Genomic DNA, 12,751 nt, shown 5'->3' with positions numbered 1-12,751 from the left:
CCTGCTACGGATGCCGAGCCACGCGAAGCCAAGCCATGCCATAAGCCAGCTTGCACTTCGCGGCCGTTTTTACAGTATCTCTCCGGCTGCGAGGAACGACGCTTCGATCCGGGCCGACACAGCCAGGTGAACCACCTGCGCAACCTGCGCTGGCACGATACCTAGCGCCCGCGCCGCATCAACATGACGCTCCATGCAATACACACACTGGGTAATAGTAGCGCAGCCGATAGCAAGCAATTCATAGTCGAGCCTGGACAGGGGCATCCCGTCCTTGTGCATCTCGCCGAGCATCTTCGTCAGCCGCTCGAAATCCGCTGGCGATGACTTGCGGAATTGGGTCATCAACTCACGATCTTTCTTGATTTCGGAAACAGCCGAAGAGACAGCGGCGGAGTCTTCATCGCCATTGAGGTACTTGTAGGCCAGCCTGCCGTAGGCGACCGCGGCACCGGCTCGCAAGGCCGTGGCAACACTGACTGCCTGCTCGATCTCCTCTCGCGCAACGATCCCCTCTGCTTCGTTCCTGCAGGTCCGCAACATTTCCGCGCAGGGAATTGCGACGGCAATGGCGATCCGGACCAGCGCCAGCTGGCGAGGGGTCAATCCCGCTTCTCCATCTTCTGCCGCATGCAAGTGGGACCGGTGCGTCTCAAATGCCTGCACATAGGTCGAAGCCGGGCCTTTTACCCCGGAGATGATTTCCTTGACACTTGCTGCCATAGTCTCTTCCTCGTTTTCATGGTGATACGCCCGCGCAAGGCTATCGCGCCGGAAAACCATGCTCAATTGAAATAAAACTCAATGGCGAATGGGATACTTCGCTGCAACCGCTGCGTGAGCCGCTATGGTGAGCGCTGTGCAGACAGGATGTCATCGCATCAGCAGGCCGCGGACCAGCACCGAAGCGCCACTGGCGCCGAGGAACACCAGCAGCGCACGGCGTACGGCATCTGCCGCGATGCGCCGGCGCAGGCAGGAGCCCACGGCCAACCCGGCCAGACTGAATGGCATGGCAAACGCGGCACTGCGCCATAGCTCGTCTTGTTGCAGGAGACCGCCGCCTGCAAACGCCAGCAGCCTAGCTACCGCACTGGACAGGATCACGGACGCAATGGTGGACCGGAACACGTCGATCTCAGGAAGACGGCTCGCCAGATACATCGTGTAGATTGGCCCGCCCGTGCCAAACAAGGCGCTGAATACGCCACCAATGACACCGGCCGGCACTGACCACCCCTTTGCGGCGGCAGCCATGCGCCCGGAGGAACCCATCAATGCGCGCGCCGTCATGGCCAGCACAAACAGGCCGAGCCCCACCAGCAGCCAGCGGGATTCGAGCTTTGCCAGCACGGTGGTGCCCAGCGCCACGCCGATCATCATGAACGGAAGCAATCGAAACAATTCGGTGTGCGACACCGAACTCCGGTTCCGCACACCCACCACGGCGGTCGCCACCAGATCGAGCAGCAGCAGCATTGGCACTACGAACTGCAGCGGAAGGAATTGCACCAGCACGGGTACCGCGACCATCGCCGCGCCAAAGCCTGTCAGGCCGAACACCGTGTAGGCGGCCGCAATGGTCGCAGCCAGGATTGCGTAATGTTCTGCCGCCATGGTCGCCGGTCGCCTTGTCGAAAGTGTTGCTGCCATGCCTGGCTATATCCTGGTCCGGGCGCGGTGGGCGGCGGATGAATAGATGCCGGGGTCATCCGCCTGCCCACAGGGCGCTGGTCCGCCCGTCATTGCAACCACTAGTTAGCAGCAATCTTCCGCTTCGCGACCAGGAGCTTCCAGCGCCCGGCTTCCTGGGCGATCTCTTCGGGGAGCCGCCCCTTCGGCGTGAGCGTCCTGGCCATGCCCTGGGATGCCAGGTAGCGTTGCATGCCAGGCTCCGACACCGCCTTCTCCAAGTCGGCATACATCTTCGCAGTCAACGCTCTGGGCGTACCGGCCGGTGCCATTAGCGCAAACCAGCCGTAGAACGTGAACCCCTGCAAGCCGGCTTCGGCGGCCGTCGGCACATCGGGCAGCAGCGTTGAGCGTTCTTTGCCGGTCACGGCAAGCGCGCGCAAGCGGCCGCCCTTGAGCAGCGGCGAGATCGCGTTGATATTGCCCACGGTCATGTTGACCGTACCGGCCATCAGGTCTGCGTAGGCCGGCCCCTCGCCCTTGTACGGCACATGGACCACATCGATGCCGGCAGCCTCTGCGAAGGCCTCGCTGGCCATGTGTACCTGGCTGCCATTACCGGCCGAGGCGAACGTGAGCTTTCCGGGGTTGGCCTTGGCATAGGCAATCAGCTCGGTCATGGTTTTTGCCGGCACTTGCGTATTGACGGTCACAACCATTGGCCCGCTGGCTACCTTGCTGATCATCTCGAAGCTCTCGGCGGAATACGGTAGCTTCTGATAGATGAACGGGTTGACCGTGAACATGCTGCCGGAAGCCAGCAGCAGCGTATAGCCATCAGGGCTTGCCTTGGCTACCATCTCCGCGCCGACGGCCCCGCCGGCGCCGGGCCGGTTGTCCACCACCACCGGCTGCTTCCACTGCTTGCCCAGTTCGAGAGCCACGGCACGCGCCAGCAGGTCAGTGGCGCCACCGGAGGCAAACGGCACCACCAGGCGCACCGGCTTCGCCGGCCATTCCTCGGCATGCGCTCCCGCCATGTACAGGGGAGCGATGGCAAACGCGAACATGGTCATTGCCACCGAAGTGCCGTGCCGTTTGGTGCGGGCGTGGCCAAATCCCGCTGTTGGAAGGCGATTCCGACGCATGCGGCGCAGCCATTGCTTGGCCTGACCGATCCATTGCCCAAACGCCTGTTCAGTACCTGATGCTTGCATCGCTGTCTCCTTTTGTGGCGCCGTCACGGCTTCGACGATCGCGTTTGAATGCTGCGGTTTCGATCCATCCTAATTTCGAACCTCATCGATACGAAACGGATTATTGCAATCAGCCTTATCAGTTAAATTTGTTATTGTTATTTTCGGAAATACGTCCCCCCTCGCATTTTCAAGAATGCGAATCCGCAATTGGCCCTGATGAGTTTTTGTTTTTAGGCTATTCCAGCGTCACGCCCAGCATCTGCTCAAGCTCGTTCACGGCGGAGCTGACCGCCGACTGCGACAGCGCCGTGGTCTCGCCCGCCGCCGCGGTCGAGCCTGTTCTGGCCACGGCCGAGAACAGTTCCAGTTGCCGCAGCGAGAATCGCAGCGCTGCCATGGCTAGCCCTTCCTGACCAGTTTCGGCCTGCCGTTGTCGGGCGTGCCAGCCGGCGTCGTGACCTCGGTCAGCGCGTCCAGCAACAGCTTCGACAGGTGCGCACGCGGATTGTCACGGGGCACCAGAATGCCAAGCCGGCGGGTCAGCGGCGGCGATCCGAACGGGATGGTGCGAATCGACGCCGGGAACTCGTTCTCGACGCCACGCGCCGGCACCACGGAAGAACCCAGGCCGTTGGCAACCATGGCGATAACGCCTTCGAGCGTGTCGATCTCCATGGTCGACCGGACCGCAATCTGCCGGCGCACCATTTCTTCCTGGACCAGTAGACCGACCCGCGCGGTACGGTTGAACCGGACATAGGGCGTGGTTTCAAGCACGCCTTTGTCCGAGTCGCCACGCGTCGTGGCATGGGTGATGACGACGAACTCCTCATTGAAGAACGGCATGAACTGAAGGTCCAGGCGCGGCACTTCGGGTTCCGTGACGACTGCGACATCGAGCTGGCGCCGGTACACCGCCCGTTCAAGATCGTGCGTGAGGCCGGTGGTCAGGTGGATGTCAATGCGATGCCCTTGCTGCTGGAGCCGCTTGAGCGCGAGCGGCAGTACGCCCGACACGCACGTATGAACCGAACCGAGCTTGAGCACGCCGCCCGCTGCTTCGCGCTTGAGCGCCGCGCTCATGCTCTCCCAGTGTGTCAGCAGGTCGCGGGCCCGGTTCGTGAACGCAAGCCCGGCGTCCGTCAGCACCGGCGGCCGCCGGCTACGATCGAAGATGGTCATGCCAAGCTCCTCTTCGAGCGAGCGCATTTGCATGCTCACGGCCGACAGTGACAGGCCGATCGCGTTGCCTGCTTCCGCAAAGCTGCCTCGGTCTGCGATCGCTACAAGCGTATAGAGTGCCTTAACGTCCATGTCTGACAAATCGATAGTTGGTTGACCCGCTGGCGCGGTGGCGACGTCATTCTGCCGCATGGACGTGCGCCGCGTGCCTACAGCTTCAACAGACGACGGGCGTTTGCGCCCATGATTTTTTCCAGATTGCCGGGGCGGATCGGCAGCGTTTCGAACCACTGCTTGTAATCGCGCACCGGGCAGAACGGGAACGAGCTTGCATACAGCATCCGGTCTGACAGGAAGGTATCGGCGGCCTTCACGTATTCCTCCCACCCCGGCATCCGCGAGAAGTACATGTCCGGGGACAAGTACAGGTTCGGACGTCGGAACGCAATGTGCAAAATCTCCGTGACCCAAGGCCAGCCACCGTGGACCACCACCACGCTCAGCCGCGGAAAGTCAGACAGCACACGATCGGTCCGCACAGGGTCCGAATAACTCAGGTCCGGCCCGGCCGTGCCGCCCACCATCAAGATGACCGGCACGTCCAGATCTTCGCAGTGGGCGTAGATCGGATACAGCCGTCTGTCATCCGCGTACATCGGTATGGGATAGGCGCCTGGTTCGATGTTGATGGCCTTGAAGCCTGCGGCAATGGCATCGGAGATGGTCTGGCACGCCGCCACGCGCTGGGTCGGGTCGATGGACGCCGCCCCGATGAAGCGCCCCGGGTATTCCCGCACGATCTGCTCCACATCGGCATTCGACACGCTCCCCAAGGTGCCGGCAAGGCGCCCCACCACGACGCCCTTGTCGACGCCGGCGCCGTCCATCTCCTGCATCAGCAGGTCCATCGACTGCTGCTGCGCGGCGGGCGACGGCTCGAAGCCGACGGTCCGGGTAAAGCCATCGCGGCGCTCTCCTGCCGAGTACATCAGGGTGTCAAGGAAGCCACCGAGCGGCGGGCGGAGACGGAAATCGATAATCATGTTCTGTTCCTCGTTGACTGGTGGAGAGCTTGCGTTACATCACTTCGTTCTTGCGGTCGTCGGTCTCGCCATAGCGGTGCAATGCCGGGGGCTTGAGGCCGGCGTATAGCTTCTCGATGCCGGCATTGATCACTTCGGCATGCTGCGCAAACAGCGAGTTACCCTCCAGGTCGCTTTCCACGATAAACGGGCCAAAGTTCTCGACTTCGAACATCCACATTGCCTGGGCAATGCCCAGCTCGTCGAGCCAGAACACATCCTTCACCCGCTTGATGCCCCGTCCCAGCAGCGCGCCGGTGCCATATCCCACTGTCGTCAGATAGATCGCCCCGCCGGGTGCCATGACCCGCTTGTAATCCTCGGCGGGCATGCCGCCCTTGCCGATAAAGATCCGGCAGTCGGTCTTCTCCAGCCATTTCGGAATCCACTTAGAAAACCGGAAACTGGCTGTCGCCGTCACTGCCCCGACGTTGTAGCCGCCGTCACCGGCCGGGGCCGCGGCCGGAGAGCAATGGAAATTGACATTGCTCAGGCCCCTGAGCTCAACCGGCAGGTCAAGGCCTTCATCCAGGACCTTCTTGTAGACGCCCTCTCGCGCGGTATAGACCAGGCCGCTCAAATAGACGGCCGCTCCCAGTTCAAGCCTGGCGATATCCGCCGTCGTGGCCGGCAAGTTGATGTGGAAGACTTTCAGTTCATCGTCCTTGGGGCTTACCATTCGACCGTCTCCCTGCGCAGGTATGGGGTGAACCACTGGGGGTCCGTGCGATATGCGATGTCGCCGTTGGCATGGATCCGTGCCGTCGCACGGCGCGACGACAGACAAAAGGTGTGCAGGCTGATCGGCATGCCGCCGGTATGGGTGTGGCCGACCTCGATATGGCAATCGACCACCATCGAAGAGCCGACGAAGCCCATGGCACCCATGCCGATTGAATTGCCAAGCTTCATCAGCTCCAGCTCCAGTTCGGCGATTTTCGGATCCGGATTGCGATTTCCGACCACGCGCAGGCATGCCGCCTGCTTGCCGAGCTGCATGCAGGTGTCCTTGGACCCGCCCAGCCCGATACCAACGATGGCCGGCTGGCATGCCAAGCCGCGTTTGCCGAAAGCGATCAGGGTATCGAGCACGAAGCGCTTGATGCCGTCGATTCCATCGCCGGGGAAGAGCATCCGGTAGTCGGTACCGAACAGACCGCCCTTGTGCACTGTCGTGATATCGACCCAGTCGGCATCCGGCTCGAAGGACCATTCGATCTCGGGCGCGTTGATGCCGACGTTGTTGTTGTTATCTGTGCGCCATAGCGGGTGTACGCGATTCGGGCGCAGCGGTACGGCCTGCGTCGCGTCCGCCGTGGCCTTGCGCAGGGCACGCTCGACCGCCACGAAGCCACGCTCCACGGTAGCGTTGTTGCCGACCTTGACGTAGTAGCGCGGCAGTCCGGTGTCAGCGCACATGGGCCGCCGGTCCTGGTCCGCGGCTTCCCAGTTGTCCTGCATCGCGTGAATGACAAAGCGCGGCAGCTTTCCGGTTTCCGTCTGCTGCAAGGCCTTGATGCCTTGCTTGTAGTCCTGGGGGATCTCGATCGCGGCGCGCTTCATGATCTCGAACGCGGCTTCCTCGACCCGGTCGATGGAAATGGTCATCGTAGCGGTCCTCTATGCTGCAACTTTGGTGAGTTGACCGGCCTCACCGGCAATCAGGGAGGTGCCGGGCCGGACGATGTCGAACTTCACAGGGACCATATCCAGGCGAAGGCCATCGCCGTCGGCCGTCACCCGGGTATAGCGGCTGCTATGCAGGTCGCCCGGCTCGGGGAAATCCTCGCGGAAATGCGCGCCACGACTGTTCTCGCGCGCCAGCGCGGACACCGTGATCACGCGGGAGATGTCCACCAGGCTTTGCAGGTTCATCCAGTCATGCCAGGTCACGTTGTAGCGGCGGTCGCCATCGGCAACCCCCATGGCCATCAATGCCTCGCCGTGCGATGCCAACGAATCCAGGCCGCGGCGCATGGCCGCTTCGTTGCGCAAGACCCCGACGTCGTCCCACATGGTCTGCGCCAGCGCGTCGCGCAGTTCGTGAATTGCTCCGGGCGATCTGGCGAACGGGTACTCCGCCCGCTCGATGCCGCTGGCAATGACGCGCTTGTCCGGTTCTTTCCAGTGCTGCACGCCCGAAGCATAGGCGGCCATAGAATCGCCGGCGATACCGCCGAAGACCGTCGAATTCGCCACGCCGTTGCCGCCCAGCCGGTTGGCGCCGTGGACGCCGCCACAATCCTCGCCCGCTGCAAACAGGCCTGGCGATGCCGTGCTGCCATCGACATTGAATTCCACGCCGCCCATCAGGTAGTGGGCGGTCGGAACGACCTCGACCCGGCCGCCGGCCAGATCGAAACCACAATCCTTGCAGCGATTGACCATCCCGGGGAATGTCGTGGCGACCTTCTCGGCGCCAAGGTGGCTCATCTGGATATATACGCCGCCCATCGGTCCAGTCCTGCCGGCACGCATTTCGGCATAGATGCCGCGACTCACCACATCGCGCGTGGCACGCTCGCCGCGCGCATCATAGCGAGTCATGAAGCGGTCGCCATCGCCGTTGAGCAGCCACCCCCCCGCACCACGCAAGCCCTCCTCCAGCACCGTGCCGGTCATGCGGGTGTCCGGTCCGCCCAGCAAGCCGGTGGGGTGAAATTGCACCATTTCCATGTCGCGCAGGCTCAGGCCGTAGCGCATTGCCATCGCCAGGCCATCACAGGTCTTGTCGCCGGACGGAGTGTGATAGCGGTACATGGTCGGGCCGGCGCCCGTGGCCAGCAACACTGCCTTGGCCTGCACGAAGCGGTAGCTGCCGCGTCGCATATCGATGAACAGCACGCCGGCGATGCCCGACCCATCCGCGGCGGGTATCAGCTCGATGGCCCGGTGCTCCTCCATCTCTTCCACATCGAGCGCACGCACCTGTTCCATCAGGCGGTTGATAATCTCGATGCCGGTCAGGTCGGCCTTGTGTACGGTGCGGTCGAAGCTCTGCCCGGCGAAAGCCTTCTGGTGCAGGGTGCCGTCCGGATTGCGGTCAAAGAAGCAACCGATCTCGTTCTCGAGCTCGCGCACCCGCTCGACCGCCCCTTCGACCAGCCGCCAGGCAAGGTCTTGGCGGGGCAGCCACTTGCCGCCTTCGATGGTATCCATGAAATGGCGCTCGACCGAGTCCCCGGCGGAAAGCGCCACGTTGTAGCCACCTTGGACCATGCGCGTGCACCCGCACTTGCCTAACAGACCCTTTACGGCCACGGATACCTTTAGCGCCGGATTCGCCTTCTTCGCGTGCAACGCGGCGAACAGGCCTGCTCCGCCAGTACCGAGGATCAGGATGTCCGTCTTGTGGTGTTCGATTTGCATTCAGATTACCCCCAGGGCAAAGATCACGCCGACCAGCAGGGACAGCGCACCACCCCAGCTGATCCAGGACAGGCGAGCGTCACGGGTCGAACTCCATGGCAGCAGTTCCAGTGCCAGCAGCCGCAGGCCAAAGCACATGTGCACGGACAGCAGCAGCACCAGCCCCCATTCGCCGAACTTCACCGCGCCCATGTCGGCAAACTTCAGGAAGGCGTCCATGCGCGCACGCTGGTCGAGGGCGAGGCCCAGAACGTAGAAGTGCGCCGGTAAAAAGATGCCCAGAGCGAGTCCGGACAGGCGATGCCCCAGAAAGGCCCAGTAGGCGCGGTGATTGCGCGGTGATTTCATGACAGCAAGCCTCCCACCGCCGCCACGGCACGCAGCCCCATCCACAACAGCAACAGTCCGAACAGCAGTCCAAGCGAGGACGCTGCGCCGCGACTGAGCCGCCCCCATTCGATCAGGATGTTGCGCATGCCGATCGGCACGTGAACCGCGACGCTCAGCACGAACAGCGAATAGAAAGGAATCCAGATCCAGCTTCCTTGCGTGCGTGACAGGATCTCGGCGGCGGTCAGTCCTCCCCGTACGGCATAGAGAATGACCGCCAGATGCACGAGCACGAACGGCGCCATGATCATGGCCGTCAGGCGCTGCAATGCAAACAGGCGCGACTCCATGGTCAGTCCCCTCCCTTCAGGAACTGCAGCAGTGCGTTCTTCTTGAGTCCGGCGATGCTGCCGGTCGGGCTCAGGCTGACCGGACAGTGCGTCATGCAGTTGCCTTGCGTGTGGCAGGAATGGCAACCGCTGCCCGAAGTCGCTTGCTTGAGCACGCCCTTCGGGTCGGCATGGCGTTCGTCGTTGAACAGCGTCCATGCCCGGTTCAGTGCCGCAGGGCCCAGGTATTCCTTGTCCCACGACACCACGTCGCAGGCGGCATAGCAAACACCGCAATTGATGCATTCAATGGCAGCATCGGCCATCTTGCGCTTGCGGCTGGCGGGCGAAACCGCGGCTGGGGGATCGTTGCGCGTGGCGGTCCCGACAAAGGTGTTACCCGCCTTCTTCCACTTGTCGAAGAACTCGGACATGTCTACCACCAGGTCCTTGATGCGAGGCATGTTGCGCAGCGGCTCGATCACGATCACGCCGTCCTCCTCCACGCGGCTCACATGGGTTCGGCAGGTCCAGCGTGGCCGCCCGTTCACCGTCATCGCGCACGATCCGCACACACCGACCCGGCATGCGAAGCGGTACGACAGTGTCGAATCCATGTGGCGCTGAACCTCGGTGACCACGTCGAGCACGGTCTGGTTCTCGCGCCACGGCACCTCATAGGTGGTGAGACTGCTCTCGTCGGTGCCACGCGCAATGCGTACCGTCAGCGTGCGTTTCGTGGCTGTTGTTGCCTCCATGCCTCTCTCCCGTTTCGACCGTGCCTGGCCGTTGCTCTGATGGATGGGTTGAGAGAAGTCTAAGTAATCGATATTTATGAAGCAATAATATTTAGCTTGATATTTTTTGAAGTAAATAGCAAAAAGCGGATAAAACCAGACCTGTTTTCCACAGGATCAGACCAGGGCAGGCGGCGTCGAGGTGAATCCCTTCGAAAAGCTCTCGCGTAGATAGTCGACGAAGACTTGCGAGACCCTCGATGCATGGGCGGAGTATGGCCGGATCGCATAGAGCCAATCACCGAAAGCCCCCGTTGCACGCCACTCGGGCAGCACCTCGATAAGCCGGCCAGTGTCGAGTGCCGACTGGGCACTGAAATCCGGCAGCAGCGCAATGCCAAGCCCTTCGATGGCGGCGTCACGCAAGGCCTCGCTGTTGTTGACCGCCAGCGGTCCGTTGACCGCCACGGTCACCGGATCGGCATGGGGGGAGGGTTCATCCGGGCCGGTCCGTACGAAGGTCCAGGTCGCGGTGCCATGCTGCCGGGGGTAATGCAGGCAGGCATGGTCAACGAGTGCCTCGGGGATTTCTGGCGTACCGTTGGCGCGCAGATAGGATCGGCTCGCCACCAGCACGATACGCGTGGCAGACAGGGTCCAGGCGACATGGGTTTCCGGTGGCGCGGTCGTGTGTCGCACCGCGATGTCATAACCTTCCTGAGCCAGCGAACGCAGGCGGTCCGACATATCCAGTTCGATCTGGATTTGCGGATACTGCCGCAGAAATTCCGGTAGCCGCGGCACCAATTGTTGCCTGGAAAACGCAACCGGCGCGGTCACTCTCAGAAGTCCGCGCGGAGCTCCGGCGAGGTCTCGCACGTTGGCAAAGCCAGCGGAGATCTGCTCGAACGCACCGCGCATCGAATCCACCAGTTGCCTGCCTGCATCGGTCAGCGTGGCGCTGCGTGTCGTGCGCTGAACCAGCATGATGCCTGCCGACCTTTCCAGGTCAGCAATATGCTGGCTCATGGACGCCTTGCTCACACCAAGGCGGGCCGCCGCCTTGCTGAAACTACCTTGTTGATGCAACACCATGAGCCAATGCAGGTGTTCCCAAAGGCCCTCTACATCACCCTGCCGCATAGTTGCTCCCTGTCCAGGCCATCCCGGCCTCATATTTCACAGCTATAACATGGGTGTAGGCAAATTTCCTGAACAGTGAGTTTGGGCCCGGGCCGCTACCCGGGCCAGATCCTGCTACCTACACTGCGGTCATCCTTCAACGCGGTGGATTTCGACCCACCCACGACGCCAGGAGATCCTTGTGACCGCTCCCTACAACTCATCCGCGGAAGTTATGCACTTTGTAGCCGGAGCGCCCTATGCCGGTGCCGGCACGCGCTCGCAGGCTGTGTTCAATCCCGCCACGGGCGCGGTCGCGCGCAGCGTTCGACTGGGCAGCCCTGGGGACGTGGATGCCGCCGTCGCCAGCGCGCTTGCCGCGTTCTCGAAGTGGGCTGACACGCCGCCGATCCGCCGCGCCCGCGTAATGCTGAAGTTCCTGGAGCTCATGAACCGTCACAAGGACGAACTGGCCGCCATCATCACCGCCGAGCACGGCAAGGTCTTCAGTGATGCCCAGGGTGAGGTCAGCCGTGGCATCGACATCATCGAGTTTGCCTGCGGCATCCCGCAGCTACTCAAAGGCGATTACACGGATCAGGTCTCGACCGGCATGGACAACTGGACGCTGCGCCAGCCGCTCGGCGTCGTCGCGGGAATCACGCCGTTCAACTTCCCATGCATGGTGCCGTGCTGGATGTTTCCGGTGGCCATCGCGGCGGGCAACTGCTTCGTGCTCAAGCCCAGCGAACGCGATCCGTCGGCATCGCTATTCATGGCCAGGCTGCTGCAGCAGGCGGGGCTACCCGATGGCGTGTTCAACGTGATCCAGGGCGACAAGGTCGTGGTCGACGCCCTGCTGCATCACGCCGACGTCAGGGCCGTCAGCTTCGTCGGCTCGACGCCGATCGCCAACTATATCTACGAGACCGGCGCCAAGCTCGGCAAGCGCGTACAGGCGCTGGGCGGCGCGAAGAACCATATGGTGGTGATGCCCGATGCGGACCTTGATCAAGCCGTGGATGGCCTGATCGGTGCCGCCTTTGGATCGGCCGGCGAGCGCTGCATGGCAATTTCCGTCGCTGTCCTGGTGGGTGACATCGCCGACAAGATCATGCCGAAGCTCGCGGCACGTACGCGCGAGCTGGTCATCAGGAACGGCATGGATCCTGATGCCGAGATGGGTCCGGTGATCACGGGCCAGGCGCTCGAGCGCATCGAGAACTACGTCGCGCTCGGGGTCGATGAAGGGGCCCGGCTGGTAGTCGATGGCCGCAACTGCAAGGTGACGGGACACGAGCAAGGCTTCTTCACAGGCGGCACCTTGTTCGATAACGTGTCCCCCGACATGCGAATCTACAAGGAAGAGATCTTCGGCCCGGTGCTGTCATGCGTGCGCGTGGACGACTTCGCCCAGGCGGTCAAGCTGGTCAATGCGCATGAATTCGGCAATGGCGTCGCCTGCTACACGCGCGACGGCCAGGTGGCCCGCGAGTTCGCACGCCGAATCGAGGTCGGCATGGTAGGCATCAACGTGCCGATCCCGGTGCCGATGGCCTGGCACGGTTTTGGCGGATGGAAGCGTTCGCTGTTCGGTGACATGCACGCGTACGGCGAGGAAGGCGTGCGCTTCTACACGCGCCAGAAGAGCGTGATGCAGCGATGGCCTGCCGATATGTCAGGGGGCGCTGAATTTGCTATGCCGACGGCGAAGTAAAAAAGGCAACTTGACGCGAACTCGGGACCAGCTCATATCGATGCGTGAATCA

14 protein-coding genes are annotated in these 12,751 nt (G+C 62.5%); 1 reads left to right on the top strand and 13 read right to left on the bottom strand.

Annotated features, from left to right (window positions below; all coding sequences use genetic code 11):
* Positions 1–69: 69 nt before the first annotated feature.
* From AC3FMM_RS00705 to AC3FMM_RS00645, 13 genes are all read right to left on the bottom strand, one after another.
* Complete coding sequence (locus AC3FMM_RS00705; RefSeq protein ID WP_172581810.1) at positions 70–723, bottom strand: carboxymuconolactone decarboxylase family protein; 654 nt, start codon at positions 721–723, stop codon at positions 70–72.
* Positions 724–873: 150 nt separating this feature from the next.
* Positions 874–1,653: a sulfite exporter TauE/SafE family protein gene (locus AC3FMM_RS00700; RefSeq protein WP_240071515.1), complete on the bottom strand. Its 780-nt coding sequence runs from the start codon at positions 1,651–1,653 to the stop codon at positions 874–876.
* A 101-nt stretch (positions 1,654–1,754) separates the two neighbouring features.
* Complete coding sequence (locus tag AC3FMM_RS00695; protein WP_018006551.1) at positions 1,755–2,702, bottom strand: tripartite tricarboxylate transporter substrate binding protein; 948 nt, start codon at positions 2,700–2,702, stop codon at positions 1,755–1,757.
* Positions 2,703–3,066: 364 nt separating this feature from the next.
* Entirely contained in the window at positions 3,067–3,228 is a 162-nt protein-coding gene (locus AC3FMM_RS00690) for a LysR family transcriptional regulator (protein WP_115712089.1), read from the bottom strand.
* 2 nt (positions 3,229–3,230) lie between these two features.
* The gene (locus AC3FMM_RS00685) at positions 3,231–4,205 is read right to left on the bottom strand and encodes a LysR family transcriptional regulator (protein ID WP_488685962.1); all 975 of its coding nucleotides are present in this window, start codon (positions 4,203–4,205) and stop codon (positions 3,231–3,233) included.
* A gap of 17 nt (positions 4,206–4,222) precedes the next feature.
* A complete protein-coding gene (locus AC3FMM_RS00680) occupies positions 4,223–5,056 on the bottom strand; it encodes an amidohydrolase family protein (RefSeq protein ID WP_252678941.1) in 834 nt (277 codons plus the stop codon).
* A 34-nt stretch (positions 5,057–5,090) separates the two neighbouring features.
* A complete protein-coding gene (locus AC3FMM_RS00675) occupies positions 5,091–5,774 on the bottom strand; it encodes a fumarate hydratase C-terminal domain-containing protein (RefSeq protein ID WP_018006555.1) in 684 nt (227 codons plus the stop codon).
* Entirely contained in the window at positions 5,768–6,703 is a 936-nt protein-coding gene (locus tag AC3FMM_RS00670; RefSeq protein WP_018006556.1) for a fumarate hydratase, read from the bottom strand. The genes AC3FMM_RS00675 and AC3FMM_RS00670 overlap by 7 nt, the downstream gene beginning before the upstream one ends.
* A gap of 12 nt (positions 6,704–6,715) precedes the next feature.
* A complete protein-coding gene (locus AC3FMM_RS00665; protein WP_488685961.1) occupies positions 6,716–8,464 on the bottom strand; it encodes an L-aspartate oxidase in 1,749 nt (582 codons plus the stop codon).
* Entirely contained in the window at positions 8,465–8,812 is a 348-nt protein-coding gene (locus AC3FMM_RS00660) for a succinate dehydrogenase/fumarate reductase transmembrane subunit (RefSeq protein WP_018006558.1), read from the bottom strand.
* Positions 8,809–9,144, bottom strand: coding sequence for a succinate dehydrogenase (locus AC3FMM_RS00655; RefSeq protein WP_025583057.1), 336 nt, complete (start codon positions 9,142–9,144; stop codon positions 8,809–8,811). Before AC3FMM_RS00655 ends, AC3FMM_RS00660 begins: the two co-directional genes overlap by 4 nt.
* 2 nt (positions 9,145–9,146) lie before the next feature.
* The gene (locus AC3FMM_RS00650) at positions 9,147–9,881 is read right to left on the bottom strand and encodes a succinate dehydrogenase/fumarate reductase iron-sulfur subunit (protein WP_018006560.1); all 735 of its coding nucleotides are present in this window, start codon (positions 9,879–9,881) and stop codon (positions 9,147–9,149) included.
* A gap of 156 nt (positions 9,882–10,037) precedes the next feature.
* A complete protein-coding gene (locus tag AC3FMM_RS00645) occupies positions 10,038–11,003 on the bottom strand; it encodes a LysR family transcriptional regulator (protein ID WP_018006561.1) in 966 nt (321 codons plus the stop codon).
* Between the two features lie 214 nt (positions 11,004–11,217).
* Here AC3FMM_RS00645 and AC3FMM_RS00640 point away from each other — a divergent pair, with 214 nt between their 5' ends.
* Positions 11,218–12,699 carry a CoA-acylating methylmalonate-semialdehyde dehydrogenase gene (locus tag AC3FMM_RS00640; RefSeq protein WP_115712080.1) on the top strand — a complete coding sequence of 494 codons (1,482 nt, stop codon included), beginning with the start codon at positions 11,218–11,220 and terminating at the stop codon, positions 12,697–12,699.
* The last annotated feature ends 52 nt before the right edge of the window (positions 12,700–12,751 follow it).

Source organism: Cupriavidus sp. 207A1, from assembly GCF_057798955.1.
The sequence above is the reverse complement of the archived record's forward strand: the minus strand, read 5'-3'. Positions and strand labels throughout refer to the sequence as shown.

Coding starts and splice junctions, on each gene's coding strand:
- AC3FMM_RS00705 (WP_172581810.1), bottom strand. CDS start 723: ATGGCAGCAAGTGTCAAGGAAATCATCTCCGGGGTAAAAGGCCCGGCT.
- AC3FMM_RS00680 (WP_252678941.1), bottom strand. CDS start 5,056: ATGATTATCGATTTCCGTCTCCGCCCGCCGCTCGGTGGCTTCCTTGAC.
- AC3FMM_RS00700 (WP_240071515.1), bottom strand. CDS start 1,653: ATGGCAGCAACACTTTCGACAAGGCGACCGGCGACCATGGCGGCAGAA.
- AC3FMM_RS00640 (WP_115712080.1), top strand. CDS start 11,218: ATGCACTTTGTAGCCGGAGCGCCCTATGCCGGTGCCGGCACGCGCTCG.
- AC3FMM_RS00675 (WP_018006555.1), bottom strand. CDS start 5,774: ATGGTAAGCCCCAAGGACGATGAACTGAAAGTCTTCCACATCAACTTG.
- AC3FMM_RS00655 (WP_025583057.1), bottom strand. CDS start 9,144: ATGGAGTCGCGCCTGTTTGCATTGCAGCGCCTGACGGCCATGATCATG.
- AC3FMM_RS00665 (WP_488685961.1), bottom strand. CDS start 8,464: ATGCAAATCGAACACCACAAGACGGACATCCTGATCCTCGGTACTGGC.
- AC3FMM_RS00645 (WP_018006561.1), bottom strand. CDS start 11,003: ATGCGGCAGGGTGATGTAGAGGGCCTTTGGGAACACCTGCATTGGCTC.
- AC3FMM_RS00695 (WP_018006551.1), bottom strand. CDS start 2,702: ATGTTCGCGTTTGCCATCGCTCCCCTGTACATGGCGGGAGCGCATGCC.
- AC3FMM_RS00690 (WP_115712089.1), bottom strand. CDS start 3,228: ATGGCAGCGCTGCGATTCTCGCTGCGGCAACTGGAACTGTTCTCGGCC.
- AC3FMM_RS00670 (WP_018006556.1), bottom strand. CDS start 6,703: ATGACCATTTCCATCGACCGGGTCGAGGAAGCCGCGTTCGAGATCATG.
- AC3FMM_RS00685 (WP_488685962.1), bottom strand. CDS start 4,205: ATGCGGCAGAATGACGTCGCCACCGCGCCAGCGGGTCAACCAACTATC.
- AC3FMM_RS00650 (WP_018006560.1), bottom strand. CDS start 9,881: ATGGAGGCAACAACAGCCACGAAACGCACGCTGACGGTACGCATTGCG.
- AC3FMM_RS00660 (WP_018006558.1), bottom strand. CDS start 8,812: ATGAAATCACCGCGCAATCACCGCGCCTACTGGGCCTTTCTGGGGCAT.